The sequence below is a fragment of the Pseudomonas sp. P7758 genome, from assembly GCF_013386485.1.
GTDB lineage: Bacteria > Pseudomonadota > Gammaproteobacteria > Pseudomonadales > Pseudomonadaceae > Aquipseudomonas.
This window is the reverse complement of sequence record NZ_JACARS010000033.1, coordinates 1-16,364: the sequence shown is the minus strand read 5'-3', so window position 1 is coordinate 16,364 and position 16,364 is coordinate 1. Positions and strand designations below refer to the sequence as shown.

Here is a 16,364-nt window from a genome sequence, read left to right as displayed (position 1 = left end):
GTAATGCGGTTGGAACACGGTCACTGTAGGAGCTGGCTTGCCTGCGATGGCATCGCCGCGGTGTTACTGCCAGACCGAGTTGTCTGCATCGCAGGCAAGCCAGCTCCCACATGGGTTTTGTGTTGTTCCCGGGGTTCAGTGCTTGGCCTCGCGAATCATGTTGCGGGCGATCACCAATTGCTGGATCTGCGTAGTGCCTTCATACAGGCGGAACAAGCGCACATCGCGATAGAACCGCTCGATGGCGTACTCGCTCACATACCCGGCACCGCCGTGAATCTGCACACAACGGTCGGCCACCCGACCGCACATCTCCGTGGCGAACATTTTCGAGCAGGACGCTTCGGTGCCGATGTTCAGGCCTTCGTCACGCTTGCGCGCAGCGTCCACCACCATGCAGCGGGCGGCGTAGATCTCGGCCTTGCTGTCGGCGAGCATCGCCTGGATCAACTGGAACTCGGCGATCGGCTGGCCGAACTGCTTGCGTTCCAGGGCGTAGTTCAGGGCATCGTTGAGCATGCGCTCGGCGGCCCCGACGCTGACGGCGGCAATGTGCAGGCGGCCCTTGTCGAGCACCTTCATTGCGGTCTTGAACCCCACGCCTTCGACGCCACCGATCAGTTGGTCGGCCGGTACGCGCACGTTGTCGAAAATCACGTCGCAAGTGTGGGCGCCTTTCTGGCCCATCTTGTGGTCGCGCTTGCCCAGAGACAGGCCGGGGGTGTTGCGCTCGACAATGAATGCACTGATGCCGCCCGCGCCCTTGATGTCCGGGTTGGTACGGGCCATCACCGTGTAGATCCCGGCGTGGGGGGCGTTGGTGATAAAGCGCTTGGTGCCGTTGATGACGTAGTGGTCACCGTCGCGCACCGCCGTGGTTTTCAGCGAGGCGGCGTCGGAGCCGGAGTCCGGCTCGGTCAGGCAGAACGAACTGAGCAGTTCACCGCTGGCGAGTTTTGGCAGGTAGTGCTGCTTCTGCGCCTCGGTGCCGTCCAGCAGGATGCCGATGGAGCCGATGCCGTTGTTGGTGCCGAAGTAGGAGCGGAATGCCGGCGAGGTGCGGCCCAGTTCAAAGGCCACATTGACCTCTTCTTCCATGGTCAGCCCGAGGCCGCCGTAGGCTTCGGGCAGGGTCAGGCCAAACAGGCCCAGCTCGCGGAACTGGCTGACGATATCCGCCGGGACGTCATCGGTCTCGGCCAGTTCGTTTTCCCGGGGGATCAGCGCCTCGTTGACGAACTGCTGGAGGGTTTCCAGCAACAGATGAAGCGTTTCGGGGTCTCGGATCATGTGCATTCCTCAGCGGCCCGTTCGGCGGGCCTGTTGTCGTCAATCTGCCGAGGCCTTGCACCGATCTGTCTAGCGGGCGGCGGCCTCGATGTTGTTCACCATGTGCTTGAGACGGGGCCCGATGTCGTCCTCGAGTTTCTCCCGGGAAAGGTGAAAACTCGGCCCGCCACAGTTGAACGTCAGCAGCCCATGTTGTGCATGCAGCAGCGGTACGGCGATGGCGTTTACATCGCGGTGCCACTCACCGATCGACATGCAGTAGCCGAAGTCGGTGTAATCCCGGAAGGCACGTTCCAGACCCTTCCTGATGCCCGGCCAGTCCTCCAGATGACGCTGGCGGATATGGTCGAGGATAAATTCCCGCTCGTTTTCCGGCATCGCTGCCAGGCAGGCGCGGCCTGCGGAACTCAAGTGCAACGGCAACCGTGTGCCGACCTGGCGGCGCATGGTCATGTTGGCTTCACCCTGGACCACGTCCAGGTAAACCATGTCCAGGCGGTCCCGCGTGGCCATCGCCACCGCGGCCTGGGCGTACTTGGCCATCGTCTCCATCAGCGGATGGGCCACGGCCCGCACCGACAGGTTCGACAGCATTGCGTAACCGAATGCCATCACGCCCACATCCAGCTGATACCGGCCTGACTGCGGCAGGTGCTTGAGATAGCCCAAGCGGGTCAGCGTATGGGTCATCCGCGTAATCGTCGGCTTTGGCAGCCCGGTCTTGCGTGCCAGCTCCTGGTTACCCAGCACGCTTTCGCTGGGGGTGAAGCAGCGCAGCAATTCCAGGCCACGGGCCAGGGCGGTGACGAACTGGCGGTCCTTGTCTTCTTCCTCGTCGGCATTCATCGGATCGATCAGCAAGTGCTCGAAGGCGTGGTTGCCGGCAGGTGTTTCGGGTGTGTTCGGGTCCAGGTTTCGACGGCGCATGTTAGTCCCCCTTTTTTTAGAAAATCAACAAAACAAAATTGTATTCCGCACAGCGAAACTAATCAACTTTGCGTGGTGTTGTCTTTTTGTTTAATAAAACTCGTCTAAACAACGAGTTATAGCCCGATTTATCGGAGGGTCAGGTTTTTACGTTTACATCACGGCGACTCGGTCCTTATGATTATCGCTAAATACGGAATGTTGTTTCGCATAGCGAAACTTGCGATATCCGAACTAACAAGAACATTGCAGCAGGAGAATTTGTGGCCAGCCTCGACCAACCCGTAGTGCACCTCGACGTCCAGGACAATGGCGTCGCCGTGGTACGCATCCACCGTCCCGAAGTGAAAAACGCCTTGAACGCCCAGGTTCGCGAAGAGCTGGCCGAGCACTTTCGTGCCCTGGCCAAGCGCCGTGATGTGCGCGCCATCGTGCTCACCGGCGGCGACCAGTTCTTCGTGGCCGGTGCCGACATCAAGGAATTCGCCAGCGCCAGCCCGATCGAGATGTATCGCCGCCACACCGAATACCTGTGGGAAGCCATCAGCCGCTGCCCCAAGCCGGTGATCGCCGCGGTGAACGGGTTTGCCCTGGGCGGCGGTTGTGAGCTGGCCATGCATTGCGACCTGATCGTCGCCGGGGAATCGGCGCGCTTCGCCCAGCCCGAGGTCAAGTTGGGCCTGATGCCGGGCGCCGGTGGCACCCAGCGCCTGGTACGCGCCGTGGGTAAGTTCCAGGCCATGCGCATCGCGTTGACCGGCTGCATGGTCAAGGCCCCGGAAGCCCTGGCCATGGGCATGCTCAGCGAAGTGGTGGCCGATGACCAGACCATCCCCCGCGCCCTGGAACTGGCCGCGCAGATCGCCGCCTTGCCGCCACTGGCGGTGGAACAGATCAAGGAAGTAATGCTGGCCGGCGCCGACCTGCCGCTGGAAAGCGCGCTGGTGTTGGAGCGCAAGGCCTTTCAACTGCTGTTCGATTCGGCAGACCAGAAGGAGGGCGCCGCGGCGTTCTTCGAAAAACGCACCGCGAACTACCTGGGGGAATGACAATGGCTGATTCAATCAAGATCATGGGCCTGGTAGGCACCGGCGTGATGGGCGCCGGGATTGCTCAGATTGCCGCTCAGGCGGGCGTGTTGGTGCGCTTGTTCGATGCCCGCGACGGTGCGGCGCAAACCGCTCGGGATAACCTCGGCGCCACGCTCTCGAAGCTGGCCGCCAAGGGCAAGATCACCCAGGCAGCGGTGGACGCTGCGCTTGCGAACCTGCAAGTTGCCGCCACCATTGAGGCGCTGCACGACTGCGACCTGGTGGTGGAAGCCATTGTCGAAAACCTCGAGGCCAAGCGCGGCCTGTTGCAGCAGCTGGAAGGTGTGGTCAGCGCGGCGTGCATCCTCGCCACCAACACCTCGTCGCTGTCGGTCACGGCCATCGCCACCGGCTGCCGACACCCTGAGCGGGTCGCCGGGCTGCACTTTTTCAACCCGGTACCGTTGATGCGCGTCGTCGAAGTAATCGACGGCCTGGCCACCGCACCGAAGGTCGGCGATGACCTGTTGGCCTTCGTCGCCCGTACCGGCCATCGCGGCGTGCGCGCCAAGGACACTCCGGGTTTCATCGTCAACCACGCCGGCCGTGCGTACGGCACCGAAGCCTTGAAGATGCTCGATGAAGGCATTGCCGAGCGTGGCGACATCGACCGTATCCTGCGTGAAGGCGCAGGCTTTCGCATGGGGCCGCTGGAACTGCTGGACCTCACCGGGCTCGACGTTTCCCACCCGGTGATGGAGTCGATCTACAACCAGTTCTATCAGGACCCGCGCTACAAACCATCGCCCTTGACCCGCCAGATGCTGGTGGGCGGACGCTTCGGGCGCAAGAGCGGGCAGGGCTTCTACCGCTATGAAAATGGCCAGGTGGTGGACGGCCCGCAGCCGCAGCCGGTGCCTTCCATCAAGCAATTCCCGCCGGTATGGATCGCCACCGAAAACGCCGAAGACTACGAGCGCCTCAGCGCCCTGGTGATCGAGTTGGGCGCACACCTTGAAAGCGCGGCGCAGCCTTCGCCTGAAGCGTTGTGCCTGCTGGCGCCCTACGGTCTCGACGCCACCTCGGCCAGCGAGCGCTTCCACACTGACCCGGCACGCACCCTGTGCATCGACCTGCTGACCGACCTGTCGCGCCACCGCACCCTGATGCAAAACCCGCTGACGTCCACCGCCACCCGCGATGCCGCCCACGCGTTGCTCGCCAATGACGGTGTAGGTGTGACAGTGATCAGCGACAGCGTCGGTTTCGTTGCCCAGCGCACCCTGGCGATGGTGGTCAACCTGGCCTGCGACATTGCCCAGCAACGCATCGCCAGCGTCGACGACATTGACCAGGCCGTACAACTCGGCCTGGGTTATCCACAAGGCCCGCTCGCCTGGGGCGATGCCCTCGGGCCACGGCGCATCCTCACGATTTTGCAACGCATGAGCGAACTCACCCACGACCCACGTTATCGCCCCAGCCCCTGGCTGCGGCGGCGTGCCGTGCTGGGGATTTCCCTGCGTCATGAAGAGCCGGCAGTCGGCTGATTTCGATTCATCACAGGACAAGAATAATGGGTGCATTGACAGGTTTGCGGGTGCTGGACTTAAGCCGGGTATTGGCCGGGCCCTGGTGTGGCCAGGTGTTGGCCGACCTCGGCGCGGAAGTGATCAAGATCGAACGGCCACAGAGTGGCGACGATACCCGCGGCTGGGGCCCGCCGTGGATGAAGACCGACACCGGCGAGTCGTCCGGGCAGGCGTCTTATTACCAGTCCACCAACCGCGGCAAACTATCCGTGGCCATTGACCTGGCCACCAGCGAAGGCCAGGAACTGGTGCGGGCCCTGGCGGCCAGCTCCGACGTACTGATCGAAAACTACAAGGCCGGTTCCCTGGCGCGTTATGGCCTGGATTACGCGACCCTGGCCGAGATCAATCCACGGTTGGTGTACTGCTCCATCACCGGCTTCGGCCAGACCGGCCCGCGCGCCGAAGAACCCGGCTACGACTTCATCATCCAGGGCATCGGCGGCCTGATGAGCATCACCGGCGAACGCGACGACCTGCCCGGCGGCGGCCCGCAAAAAGTCGGCGTGGCGTTCTCCGACCTGATGACCGGCCTGTATTCCACCGTCGCGATCCAGGCCGCGCTGCTCAGCCGCGAACGCACCGGCGTTGGCCAACACATCGACATGGCGCTGCTGGACGTACAAGTGGCAACCCTGGCCAACCAGAGCATGAACTACCTGGCCTCGGGCAAGGTGCCGCAGCGTTTCGGCAACGCCCACGCCAACATCGTGCCGTACCAGGTATTCCGCGCCGCCGACCGCGACTTCATTATTGCCTGCGGCAACGACAGCCAGTTTGTAGCGCTGTGCCACAGCATCGGTTTGCCGCACCTGCCGGAAGACCCGCGCTTTCGGCGCAATGCCGATCGGGTTGCGCATCGGGCGGAGATTGTCGAACTGTTGTCGGCGCACTTCCTGGGGCGCACGGCGGACGAGTGGGTGGCGAGTATTCACGCCTCGAAAGTACCGGTGGGGGCGATCAACAACATCGCGCAATCCCTGGAAGAGCCGCAGGTGATTGCCCGTGGGTTGATGGTGAAGATCCCGCATCCCAGGAATCCGCAGTTCGAGATGGTCGGCAGCCCGATCAAGATGTCGGGCACGCCGGTAGAGTATGTAAGGCCGGCGCCGATGTTGGGGCAGCATACCGATGAGGTACTGGGCGAGCGCCTCGGGTTGTCGGCAGAGCAGTTGGGGCAGCTCAAGGCAGGAGGGGTGATTGAGCAACTCGACTGAAGGATGGCGGCCCATAAGGCCGCCATCTTTGCGCACGACTTTTTAGCGCGCGACTTCTTTAAGGTAGGCAGTTCGGGCCGCAACGGCAGTCGGCGTGAAATCCGTAAACACACCGTCAACACCGGCGCGGAAAAAGGCCATGTATTCCGCCGCCGGGTTGCCCTTGTAGGCACCTGCCAGGTATTTGGCTTCGTTGCGGAAGGTGAAAATATGCACGAACAGGCCGGCCTTGTGCGCATCGCTGATCAGGCTGGTGGGCTTGAAGGTATCGACCTCGGGCAAGCCGGGGTTATGCGCTGAAGCGGCAGTCAGCGACATCGCTTGCGGCTTCCATGGCCCGATGCCGTCGGCGTAGGTCTTGACCTCGGCCAGCCCGGCCGGGGTCAGCATCGCACCAAAGGCGCGTGGGTCGCCGGCGACGGTCCAGCTGTAGGGGCGGCCGCTGACGAAGGTGTTGGGTTTGTCGGTGATGAAAATGGTCTCGCCGGTCTTGAAGTTCACCCCGTTCCCATCCACCAGTTGAACCGCCCTGGTTTGCAGGCCGATGGAGCGCAGGTATTTCAGGCTGTTCGGGTCGAAGCTCTGCACGAACACCGGCGCGTCTTTGCGATTGAGGTTGTTGTCTTCAAGGGTCTTGAGAAACGCCGCTTCGAACGGATGACTGCCCGGCGAGCCGCAGCCGTTGGCGATGGCCTGGGCATTGTTCCAGATCGGGTTCTTGCTTTCCGGGTAGGTGGTAATCACGCGGCCCGTGGCGGCGCTTTTGGCTTTCGCGATGTCGATCACTTCCTGGAAACTCAGGATCGGCAGCTTGCCGTTGAGTTCGGTCGGGCGCTCGTCGCGGGCATCATACGTCGTGCCGCCGATCCATTGCTTGAGTTCGGCCAGGGTGAAATCGCTGATTGACCAGTCGTTGGTATGGTCTTCGCCATCCACGATCAAGGACTTCAACACGGATTTTGGATCGTTGGGGTCAGTCAGATCACTCAGGTACTGGGCCGGGCCATTTTCTGCAGTGGCCGGATACCTGACGTTAACCAGCACACCCGGCACCGTGCGCTTGCGGCGTGCAACTTCGGGATTGGTCTTCGCGACGTCGCTGATGTTGGTGTTGTCGCTCAACCAGGGATTGTGCCGGGCCACCAATACACAGTCCTTGGTCATGTGCAGGTCCAGCTCCAGCGAATCCGCACCAGCGTCGGCTGCATGCTCGTAGGAGGCCCGGGTTTCTTCCGGGTACAGTCCTGGCAGGCCGCGATGGCCGATAACCAGCGGCGGTGCACCGTCCAGGGTTTTGAACGAAGCAGGCGCGACAGGCGCGCTCCTGGTCACACTGTCACACGCGCTCACCGTCAGGCTGCATCCGATAACGATAAAACGGGCAAGCAGGGTTTTTACCGCTGGCGGGCCTGAGCGAGTGTGCATGTGTCGTCCTTCAAGAAGAGGGTAGGGGCGGGGTATCTGCGGATGTTGGCGTTGACGTATGACAGCGTCGTGACAGGAAGTGGCGTGGTGATTTTCCAGCGCGGCGCACCTGGGGTGGAGCAAAAATCTCACTGAATGCTTGACTTCTCCTTTTCAATCAGTAACATACGGCGCATTCCGCGATAGCTCAGTTGGTAGAGCAAATGACTGTTAATCATTGGGTCCCTGGTTCGAGTCCAGGTCGTGGAGCCAGATAGTAAAAAAGCCTGCAGCGATGCAGGCTTTTTTTTGCCTGGAATTTGTCCCGGACACTCGATTCAGGCGTGCCCTCGAAACAGACGATATTCGGCAGGCATGCACACCGCACAAGGACGAAATCCCGCGGCGACAGCCGTCGCTTCATCGAGAAAAAACACGCGATTTTTCACGTAGCCGCCACGCGCAATGGCTCGCAGCGCCGCACGACAGTCGAGCTTTCCATAGCGCTTGCCGCGACGGTGACCGCCCAGCGTTCCCGGCTCGGGGCTTGGGAAGGGGCTTGCGTCTGCGCCCATCAGCATCCACACGTTTTTGTCAGCCATCGCCTGTCCTCCTGCCGCACCAGCCTGCGGTACGTCCGCCATGTATCGCCGATCAGATCGGCTAGCGCACCCGGTTTCTTGCTTTTTTTATCGCTCAAAAAGGCTCAAAGTCGGGCACGCTATCCATTTCTGCTTTTCGACAGGATTCGAACATGTCAAAACTTCCCGAAACGTCCAATGATCCCTACCAATGGCTTGAAGACGTCGACGGCACGCGTTCACTGGACTGGGTACGCGCCCAGAACCTCAAGACCGAAGACCGGCTCGCCCGCTCCGGCAGCTTCAAGCAAATCCAGGCCGAGGTGCTGGAGATACTGGACTCGGACAGCAACATCCCCTACGTCGATAAGGTCGGCGCCTATTACTACAACTTCTGGATGGACGCCGCCCACCCGCGGGGCCTGTGGCGTCGCACCACGCTGGCGGAGTACCGCAAGCCTCAGCCTGCCTGGGAAACGTTGCTGGACCTTGACGCACTGAACGCCGCCGAGGGCGAAAACTGGGTGTGGCACGGTGCTGATTTCTTGCGCCCGGACTACCAGCGCTGCCTGCTGGCACTGTCCCGTGGCGGCGCCGATGCGAATGTCACCCGCGAGTTTGATCTGGCCAGCAAGACCTGGGTCGAAGACGGCTTCCAGTTGCCCGAGTCCAAGGGCGGCCTGGGCTGGATCGACCGTGACAACGTCTATGTCTATACCGATTTTGGCGAAGGCACGATGACCCGTTCCGGTTACCCGCGCATCGTCAAGCAGTGGCAGCGCGGTACACCGCTGAGTGCCGCCAGTCTTGTCTATGAAGGCGCGCTGGATGATATGTACATCGCGGCGATGCACGACGACACGCCCGGCTACGAGCGTGACTTCGTCAGCCGCACGCTGGCGTTCTACAACAACGAGCTGTACCTGCGGGGCAGCGACAACCAGTTAAGCAAAATCGACGCGCCGAACTCGGCGGAAAAGTCGGTGTACAAAGACTGGCTGCTGCTGGAACTGCGGGAGGACTGGACGCTTGATGAAGTGTTTGTGGCCGGCTCGTTGCTGGCGATCCGGTTTGATCGCTTCATGGCAGGCCAGCGGGATTTCGAGGTGCTGTTCACCCCTACGGACAGCACCTCGCTGGCAGGGTTTTTCTGGACGCTGAATCACCTGGTGCTGAACGTACTGGATCACGTCAAGAACCGCCTCAGCGTCCTCACTCCCGGCGCGAACGGCTGGCAGCACAGCCCGTTCACCGGGGCGCCGAGCATGGGGACGGTGGGTGCCAGCGCAGTGGACAGCGACGACAGTGATGCCGTCTGGCTGGTGACCACTGACTACCTGACGCCGACCACCTTGTCGCTGGCCGAGATAGGTCATCCGCCCGAGGTACTGAAAACCCTGCCGGCCTTTTTCGATTCCAGCCAGCACGTGATCGAGCAGCACTTTGCGGTCTCCAGGGACGGCACTCGTGTGCCGTATTTCCTGGTGCTCGGCAAAGACCTGCCGCGCAACGGCACGGCGCCGACCTTGCTCTATGGTTACGGCGGCTTTGAATACTCCCTGACCCCGTATTACTCCGGTAAGGCAGGCCGCGCCTGGCTTTCGAAGGGCGGGGTGTACGTGGTTGCCAACATTCGCGGTGGCGGTGAATACGGCCCGCGCTGGCACCAGGCCGCACTCAAGCAGAACCGTCCGCGTGCCTACGAAGATTTTGCCGCAGTGGCCCGTGACCTGATCGACCGCGGGATTACTTCGCCCCGACACCTGGGCGCGGAGGGTGGCAGCAACGGTGGTCTGTTGGTCGGCAATATGCTTACTCAATACCCGGAACTGTTCGGTGCAATCGTCTCCCAGGTGCCCTTGCTCGACATGCAGCGCTATCACCTCCTGTTGGCCGGGGCGTCGTGGATGGGGGAATACGGCAACCCGGACGTACCTGAAGAGTGGGCGTACATCCAGACATTTTCTCCATACCACCTGTTCGATCCGGCGAAGGCCTACCCACCGGTGTTTTTCCTGACCTCGACCCGCGATGACCGGGTGCATCCAGCCCACGCCCGCAAGCTGGCGGCGAAGATGATCGAGGCCGGCAAGGACGTGACGTACTACGAAAATATCGAAGGTGGGCACGGCGGGGCGGCAGACAATGCGCAGGCTGCGCATATGAGTGCGCTGGTCTACAGCTTTTTGTGGGAGAAGTTGAGTTCTAATCGGGACTGAGTGTTGCCAGCCTTAATTGCTGGTATGCCTGCACCAATTGGTCGAGCGTAAACCCAAGGTTTCTGCCGCTGGGATTGGGCAGAACCCACACCGCCGCACACCCCAGGGTGTGCGGTTGAAGCCCCCAGGCAATCTGCTTCTGCCCGCTCAACGCGCTATAGGCGGCCTTTCCCAGAAACGCCACATACCGTGGCGCGTAGCGTGCGATCTTGCGTTCAAAACCCGCCGCCGCCGCCCTGAATTCATCCGCCGACAACTGGTCCGCCCGGGCCGTAGGCCGCTCCACCACCGTGGTCAGCCCGCATTGGTATTGCAGGATCGTGAGGTCGTTCTCCGGCTGCACTTCATGGGGCGTAAACCCGGCCAGGTGCAGCGTGCGCCAGAACCGATTGCTCCTGCCCATGAAGTGATGCCCGGTGGTGGCGGCCTTCAGCCCCGGGTTTATGCCGCAGAAAATCACGGCCAGGTGCTCGGCCAGAATGTCTTCCAGTCCTTCACTCATCCGCAGATGACCTGCACGGCGTTGCGCGCCAGGGTGATCAATTCGGCGTGGGGCTTGCCCGCCCGTGCACGAATCGAAAGGCTGTGCACCAAAGACGCGGCGAGGACGGCGACGGCTGCCGGGTCTGCACCACCTTTCAACTCGCCGGCCTCGATGGCCGTGCGCAAGCGGGTTTCGAGATGGGCGTCGAGTGCGTCGAGGCGCTGCAAAAGCACGGCGCGAATCTCCGCATCCTCCACCGCTTCAGTGGTCGCGGTGCCGATGATAAAGCAGCCCCGTGGCTCGCCATCCCCCGAAAAGTAGATCGATAACTGGCCTTCATATAAGCGCATCAACGCCTCTGCGAGGGTCAGGCTCGGGTCGTCCAGCGCCTCGTCGATGGCGGCAGAAGCGAGACCCCAATACTGCTCAAGTGCCTTGAGGTAGATCGCGTGTTTGTCGCCGAACGCGGCGTACAGGCTTGGCCTGTTCATCCCGGCGGCGGTGGCGATGCTGTCCAGTGAGGCGCCGGAATAGCCGGTGCTCCAGAACACCCCGAGGGCTTTTTGCATTGCCGTTTCGGGGTCGTAGGCCCGTGGGCGGCCACGGCCTTTTGCCTCTGTGATTTTTTTTTGTGCCATGGCGTACAAAAATCCTTGAGTAGAGGTGGGTGGGTCGATATTCTTACATCATCGCACAAAATTAAGGCCTCAGAAATCCCGGGCTCAGCAAAGGTGATTCGATCATGAGCAATGCGTTGGAAAACACGACCCGCACCCCCTGGCGTTCACTGTTGATGGTGGGCTTTCCGGTACTCATTGCAGCGGCCGGGTATGTGTATTACCTCAAGGATGCGCCGTACGTATCCACCGATAACGCGTATGCCCGAGTGGCGAAGGCGTCGATCAATGCGCGGGTATCCGGGCAGGTCGTGGAGGTCGCCGTGGAAGACAACCAGTCGGTACACAAGGGTCAGGTACTGCTGCGTATCAACCCCGAGCCGTTCCAGGTCGCGGTCGAGCGTGCCCAGGCGCAATTGAGCGTGGCGCGCCTGCGGATTGAAGGCCTCAAGGCCAGCTACCGGCAACAGCAGGCAGAGTTGCAGGCGGCCAAGGAATCGGCGGGTTTCGACCAGAAGGAATTCGCCCGCAAAAAGGCCCTGGTGGCCACCGAGTTCGTGTCCCAGGCCGTGTTCGAACGGGCCGATACCGACCTGAAAGTCGCCCGGCAACGCGTAGCGTCCGTCGAGCAGCAGATCGCCAATACGGTGGTGGCGCTGAACGGCAATCCCGACATCGAAATCGACCGACACCCGGCGATTCGCGAGGCCCAGGCGCAGCTCGACGAGGCGCAACTCTACCTCTCGTACGCGACGGTCTATGCCCCCGACGACGGCGTGGTGGCCAAGGTGGATGACGTGCAGGTCGGCGATTACCTGAACAGCGGCGCGCCGGCCTTCGCCTTGCTGTCGCCCCGTCGCACCTGGGTCGAAGCCAACTTTCGCGAAACCCAGATGACCCATATGCGAGCCGGTCAGCAGGCAACCATCAAGCTCGACACTTACCCGGATCATCCCTTCAAGGCGCACATCACCAGCCTGAGCCCGGGCGCCGGTGCCGACTTCGCGCTGCTGCCGCCGGAAAACGCCACCGGCAACTGGGTCAAGGTGGTGCAGCGGGTGCCGGTGCGCCTGGAACTGGACGATGCCAACGCGGACTTGCCGCTGTTCTCCGGCACCAGCGCCACGGTGACGGTTGATATCAGGACCGGCCCATGAACGGCGCACGTACTCTCCGGTTTGCGGCGTTGCTGGTGACCTGGTTGCAGGCGGTCAACGTGTCGCTGCCGAACTCGGCCCTGCGGTTTGTGCAGGGCAGTTTGTCGATGACGGATGACGAGGCGGGGTGGATCTTCACGTCGTACCTGGCGGCCAGCGCGATTACGTTGCCGGTGGCTCAGTGGCTTGCTGCGCGCTTCGGCGTGAAGGCGGTTTACCAGGCGGCGATGCTGATCTTCGCCCTCGGCCTGCTGCTCGCGACACAGGCCACCACCTCACTGCAATTCGTCGGCGCGCGGATCATCCAGGGTGCTGCCAGCGGCGTGTTGGCGCCGCTGTCGATGGCCATCGCCCTGGAGACATTGGCCCCGACGCAACGGCCAAAATTCGGCCCGTCATGGACGGCGATCGGGTTGCTGGGGATTGTCAGCGGCCCGGCGATTGGCGGCTGGATCAGCGAGCATTTCGGCTGGCGCTGGATGTTCTACGCCAGCCTGCCGCTGTTGGCGTACACCTTCTTGATCGTGGCGATGTTTCAGCAGGAGAAGAAAGCCAACAGCGCTGCTGCGTTTGATTTCCCAGGCTTCGCCAGCTTCACCCTCGGCGTGATCGGCCTGCAAATGGTCCTCGACCGTGGCCAGCGCCTGGAGTGGTTCGACTCGCCCGAGATCTGGCTGGAAGCCGCCACCAGTGCCCTGGGGTTCTACCTGTTCGCAATGCACCGGTTCACCTCGAGCACACACTTCATCAGCAAGGGGTTATTGCGCGACCGCAACTTCGTGCTGTCGACCGTCATGTTCTTCGCCGTCGGTTTCGTGCTGCTGCCGACCATGGCGATGACCTCGCCGATGCTGGATGAACTGCTGGGCTTCCCGCCCGACACCACAGGCTTCCTCACCATCCCCCGTGGTGTGGGGCTGCTGGGTGCGTTCTGGCTGATGAACAAGGTGCCTGCGCATCTCGACGGCCGCCCATTTGTGGTCGCCGGGATCGCCGTGGTGATCTACGCCAACCACTCGATGCTCGGCTATTCACCCTTGATGGACGGCTGGCCGGTGGCAGTGGCTGGCGCAATCCAGGGCGCGGGCCTGGGCCTGCTGATGCCGGCGCTTTCCCGGGTGGCGTTCAGCACCCTCGACCCGACGTTGCGCCCCGAAGGCAGCGGGCTGTTCAACCTGTCCCGCGTCTACGGCAGCACCCTGGGTGTGGCGGTGGTGCAGTGGTTCTTCTTCAACAACACCCAGGCGATGCACGTGGCGCTGGCCGGCCACCTGACTGTGCATTCGGTCCCCGCATCGACGCCCCTGGCGGGATTCGCCGCGCTGAACGAAGCCATCACCGGCCAGGCCGCCTTCATCGCGGTGGTCGGCCAATTCAAGATTCTGCTGTGGGCAATGCTGGTGGTGAGCCCGCTGGTGCTGCTGCTGCGTAAACCTGTCACGACCCACTAGTTTTCCGGAGTGTGCGTAATGAAATCCCATGGGCTTGTTATCACGGCCGTCATGACCCTGTCCGCGTGTTCGGTTGGCCCGGACTATAAGGCGCCGTCCGTTACCGCTTCGCCGCACTATGACGTGCAGGCTGAGCAGCACGTTTCCTTCAGTCAGAAGGTCAGCGTCGACTGGTGGTCGACCTTTCATTCCGAAACGCTCGACAGCGTGATGCGCCGGGCGATTGCCGGCAACCTTGAGCTGACGGCAGCGGACGCGACGTTGCGTCAGGCCGCCGCTTCGGTGGCTGCGGCCGAGGGTGCACTTTTCCCGCAGGTGGATTTCGCCGCGCAAGCGGGCCGCCAGCGCGTGCACAACGCCGCGCGGCCAGCGGTGACGAACTTCTATGGCGTCGGGCCGCAGGTCAGTTTCGACCTCGACGTATTCGGCGGCAATCAGCGCCGGGTCGAACAGCAGCAGGCATTGGCCGATTTCCAGCAGCATCGCTTCGAGGCGGCGTACCTGACGCTGACGGGCGACGTCGCCAGCCAGGCGTTGCTGATGGCCTCGGCCAGCGCGCAGATGGAAGCGGTGCAGACCTTGCTCGCCACCGACGCGAAAAACCTCGAACTGGTGCGCGCGGCGCAACACAGCGGCACGACGACGCAGCTCGATGTCTCCCTGGCCGAAACGCGACTGGCGCAGGACCGCACCCTGTTGCCACCACTCGCCCAGCAGCGCGATGCGGCGCGGCATGCGCTGTCGATCCTGGCGGGCAAGGGCCCGGCGGATTGGCGCGCACCGGATTTCGAACTGGCTGGATTTGCCTCGGCCACCACGCTGCCGGTCAGCTTGCCGTCCGAACTGGCCCATGACCGCCCGGACGTGCTGCAAGCCGAAGCCGAATTGCATGCGGCCAGCGCGGCGGTCGGCGTGGCCACCGCCAATCTCTATCCCCGTGTGGAGTTGTCCGCGTCACTGGCCCAGGCCGCGTCGGGCAATGGTGGTGCGGCGCTGTGGGGTTTTGCCGCCGGGTTGGCGGGGCCGATCTTCGATGGCGGAACTCTCAAGGCCGAACGCCAGGCCGCCGTGGAGGGCTACAACGCCGCGCTTGCCAACTATCAGCAGACCGTCATCAAGTCCTTCTGCCAGGTCGCAGACACCTTGCAGGCGATCAACCACGACGCCGAGGAGTACCAGGCACAGACCGCCGCGCTACAGGCCGCCGCCAACAGTTTGCGCCTGAACCAGCAGGCCTATGGGGCAGGGGAGAGCGGGCTGTTGCAAGTGCTGGAGGCACAACGCGCCTATGAGCAGGCCCTGCTCGGGCAGATCCGGGCGAGCACCGCCCAACATCTCGACACCGTGCGGTTGTTCGTGGCGCTCGGTGGTCGCTCGGTCAACGATTTCAAACGCTAGTGGAGCAAACACATGAGCTATTACGATGCACTTCGCGATACCCGTTTTCCTTTGCAGCATGGCTCGGGCGCGATGCCGGCGGTAGGGTTCGGGACGCTGTTCAGGGATTTGACGGCCACCACCCAGGCGGTCACGCAAGCGTTGGAGGCGGGCTTTCGCCATTTCGATTGTGCGGAGCGTTATGGCAACGAAGCGCAGGTCGGCGCGGCGATTCACGATGCGGTGGCGGCCGGTAAAGTCCGGCGCGAGGACCTGTTCATCACCACCAAGCTGTGGAACAACAACCATCGGCCCGAGCGTGTGGTGCCGGCGTTCGAAGCCAGTTGCCGCCGGCTTCAGGTGGAGGTGATCGACTGCTACATGATCCATACGCCGTTTGCGTTTTTGCCGGGTGACGAGCTGCACCCACGGGATGCGTTTGGGCATGTGTTGTATGACTCGGGGGTTACGTTGATCGAGACGTGGCGGGTGCTTGAGCGTCTGGTGGATGAGGGGCGTTGCAAGTCCATCGGGGTGTCGGATATCAGCCTGGAAACGCTGCGGGAGTTGGTGGCGGTGGCGCGGATAAAGCCTGCGGTGGTGCAGGTTGAGTCACACCCTTATCTGCCGGAGTGGGAGCTGTTGGAGTTTTGCAGGCAGCATGGGATTGTGGTGTTGGCGTTTGCGCCGTTGGGGCATGGGATGAGGCCGCGGGTGCTGGATGAACCGGTGATTACCGGGATTGCACGGCGGGTGCAGAAGACGCCGGCTCAGGTTGCGTTGGCGTGGTCGGTGCAGCGTGGGGTGGCGTTTTTGACCTCGTCGGTGACGCCGGCGCGGATACGGGAGGATGCGGATATTTCTACGTTGCCGCAGGTGGCGATGCGTGAGATTGAGCAGGACATTACGACCCGGGTTCGTTTTAATCCGGTGATGGATACTGGGGTGTTGGGGTTTATTTCGCGGGAGAAGTGTTGAGTTTGGCCGGAGGAGGGGGGGGTACATATCCGTTATTTA

General features: G+C 62.4%; 14 protein-coding genes and 1 tRNA gene. 9 read left to right on the top strand and 6 right to left on the bottom strand.

Annotation, left to right across the window (positions count from 1 at the left end; genetic code table 11):
• Positions 1 to 135: 135 nt before the first annotated feature.
• Entirely contained in the window at positions 136 to 1,290 is a 1,155-nt protein-coding gene (locus HX873_RS08590; RefSeq protein ID WP_003216725.1) for an acyl-CoA dehydrogenase family protein, read from the bottom strand.
• Positions 1,291 to 1,359: 69 nt separating this feature from the next.
• Entirely contained in the window at positions 1,360 to 2,217 is an 858-nt protein-coding gene (locus HX873_RS08585; protein WP_008433245.1) for an IclR family transcriptional regulator, read from the bottom strand.
• A 263-nt stretch (positions 2,218 to 2,480) separates the two neighbouring features.
• On the opposite strand from HX873_RS08585, the gene HX873_RS08580 reads away from it, so the two are divergent.
• From HX873_RS08580 to HX873_RS08570, 3 genes are read left to right on the top strand one after another with little or no spacing between them, the layout of a single operon-like run.
• Complete coding sequence (locus HX873_RS08580) at positions 2,481 to 3,266, top strand: enoyl-CoA hydratase (RefSeq protein ID WP_010175990.1); 786 nt, start codon at positions 2,481 to 2,483, stop codon at positions 3,264 to 3,266.
• A 2-nt stretch (positions 3,267 to 3,268) separates the two neighbouring features.
• Positions 3,269 to 4,798, top strand: coding sequence for a 3-hydroxyacyl-CoA dehydrogenase (locus HX873_RS08575; protein WP_102368468.1), 1,530 nt, complete (start codon positions 3,269 to 3,271; stop codon positions 4,796 to 4,798).
• 26 nt (positions 4,799 to 4,824) lie between these two features.
• The gene (locus HX873_RS08570) at positions 4,825 to 6,057 is read left to right on the top strand and encodes a CaiB/BaiF CoA-transferase family protein (RefSeq protein ID WP_003216714.1); all 1,233 of its coding nucleotides are present in this window, start codon (positions 4,825 to 4,827) and stop codon (positions 6,055 to 6,057) included.
• A 42-nt stretch (positions 6,058 to 6,099) separates the two neighbouring features.
• Here HX873_RS08570 and HX873_RS08565 read toward each other — a convergent pair whose 3' ends face one another.
• A complete protein-coding gene (locus tag HX873_RS08565; RefSeq protein ID WP_177022147.1) occupies positions 6,100 to 7,482 on the bottom strand; it encodes a glycerophosphodiester phosphodiesterase family protein in 1,383 nt (460 codons plus the stop codon).
• A 176-nt stretch (positions 7,483 to 7,658) separates the two neighbouring features.
• Between HX873_RS08565 and HX873_RS08560 the strand changes: the two genes are divergently transcribed.
• A tRNA-Asn gene (locus HX873_RS08560) sits at positions 7,659 to 7,734 on the top strand.
• A 65-nt stretch (positions 7,735 to 7,799) separates the two neighbouring features.
• Here the strand turns inward: HX873_RS08560 and HX873_RS08555 are convergent.
• Entirely contained in the window at positions 7,800 to 8,063 is a 264-nt protein-coding gene (locus HX873_RS08555) for an Ada metal-binding domain-containing protein (protein WP_177122577.1), read from the bottom strand.
• A gap of 152 nt (positions 8,064 to 8,215) precedes the next feature.
• Here HX873_RS08555 and HX873_RS08550 point away from each other — a divergent pair, with 152 nt between their 5' ends.
• Positions 8,216 to 10,261 (top strand): prolyl oligopeptidase family protein, encoded by a 2,046-nt coding sequence (locus HX873_RS08550; RefSeq protein WP_177122576.1) that lies wholly within the window; start codon positions 8,216 to 8,218, stop codon positions 10,259 to 10,261.
• Here HX873_RS08550 and mug read toward each other — a convergent pair.
• Positions 10,248 to 10,763 carry a G/U mismatch-specific DNA glycosylase gene (mug, locus tag HX873_RS08545; protein ID WP_134326032.1) on the bottom strand — a complete coding sequence of 172 codons (516 nt, stop codon included), beginning with the start codon at positions 10,761 to 10,763 and terminating at the stop codon, positions 10,248 to 10,250. The two genes, HX873_RS08550 and mug, sit on opposite strands and share 14 nt — an antisense overlap.
• The gene (locus HX873_RS08540; protein ID WP_003216516.1) at positions 10,760 to 11,383 is read right to left on the bottom strand and encodes a TetR/AcrR family transcriptional regulator; all 624 of its coding nucleotides are present in this window, start codon (positions 11,381 to 11,383) and stop codon (positions 10,760 to 10,762) included. Before HX873_RS08540 ends, mug begins: the two co-directional genes overlap by 4 nt.
• Before the next feature lie 104 nt (positions 11,384 to 11,487).
• Here HX873_RS08540 and HX873_RS08535 point away from each other — a divergent pair, with 104 nt between their 5' ends.
• The 4 genes from HX873_RS08535 to HX873_RS08520 are packed head-to-tail and all read left to right on the top strand — an operon-like array spanning position 11,488 to position 16,325.
• The gene (locus tag HX873_RS08535) at positions 11,488 to 12,519 is read left to right on the top strand and encodes an HlyD family secretion protein (protein ID WP_003216514.1); all 1,032 of its coding nucleotides are present in this window, start codon (positions 11,488 to 11,490) and stop codon (positions 12,517 to 12,519) included.
• Positions 12,516 to 13,970 (top strand): MFS transporter, encoded by a 1,455-nt coding sequence (locus tag HX873_RS08530; protein ID WP_177122575.1) that lies wholly within the window; start codon positions 12,516 to 12,518, stop codon positions 13,968 to 13,970. The genes HX873_RS08535 and HX873_RS08530 overlap by 4 nt, the downstream gene beginning before the upstream one ends.
• An 18-nt stretch (positions 13,971 to 13,988) precedes the next feature.
• Positions 13,989 to 15,368, top strand: coding sequence for an efflux transporter outer membrane subunit (locus HX873_RS08525; RefSeq protein ID WP_177122574.1), 1,380 nt, complete (start codon positions 13,989 to 13,991; stop codon positions 15,366 to 15,368).
• A gap of 12 nt (positions 15,369 to 15,380) precedes the next feature.
• A complete protein-coding gene (locus HX873_RS08520; RefSeq protein WP_177122573.1) occupies positions 15,381 to 16,325 on the top strand; it encodes an aldo/keto reductase in 945 nt (314 codons plus the stop codon).
• Positions 16,326 to 16,364 lie beyond the last annotated feature (39 nt).

Coding starts and splice junctions, on each gene's coding strand:
- HX873_RS08590 (WP_003216725.1), bottom strand. CDS start 1,290: ATGATCCGAGACCCCGAAACGCTTCATCTGTTGCTGGAAACCCTCCAG.
- HX873_RS08585 (WP_008433245.1), bottom strand. CDS start 2,217: ATGCGCCGTCGAAACCTGGACCCGAACACACCCGAAACACCTGCCGGC.
- HX873_RS08575 (WP_102368468.1), top strand. CDS start 3,269: ATGGCTGATTCAATCAAGATCATGGGCCTGGTAGGCACCGGCGTGATG.
- HX873_RS08570 (WP_003216714.1), top strand. CDS start 4,825: ATGGGTGCATTGACAGGTTTGCGGGTGCTGGACTTAAGCCGGGTATTG.
- HX873_RS08565 (WP_177022147.1), bottom strand. CDS start 7,482: ATGCACACTCGCTCAGGCCCGCCAGCGGTAAAAACCCTGCTTGCCCGT.
- HX873_RS08555 (WP_177122577.1), bottom strand. CDS start 8,063: ATGGCTGACAAAAACGTGTGGATGCTGATGGGCGCAGACGCAAGCCCC.
- HX873_RS08550 (WP_177122576.1), top strand. CDS start 8,216: ATGTCAAAACTTCCCGAAACGTCCAATGATCCCTACCAATGGCTTGAA.
- mug (WP_134326032.1), bottom strand. CDS start 10,763: ATGAGTGAAGGACTGGAAGACATTCTGGCCGAGCACCTGGCCGTGATT.
- HX873_RS08540 (WP_003216516.1), bottom strand. CDS start 11,383: ATGGCACAAAAAAAAATCACAGAGGCAAAAGGCCGTGGCCGCCCACGG.
- HX873_RS08535 (WP_003216514.1), top strand. CDS start 11,488: ATGAGCAATGCGTTGGAAAACACGACCCGCACCCCCTGGCGTTCACTG.
- HX873_RS08530 (WP_177122575.1), top strand. CDS start 12,516: ATGAACGGCGCACGTACTCTCCGGTTTGCGGCGTTGCTGGTGACCTGG.
- HX873_RS08525 (WP_177122574.1), top strand. CDS start 13,989: ATGAAATCCCATGGGCTTGTTATCACGGCCGTCATGACCCTGTCCGCG.
- HX873_RS08520 (WP_177122573.1), top strand. CDS start 15,381: ATGAGCTATTACGATGCACTTCGCGATACCCGTTTTCCTTTGCAGCAT.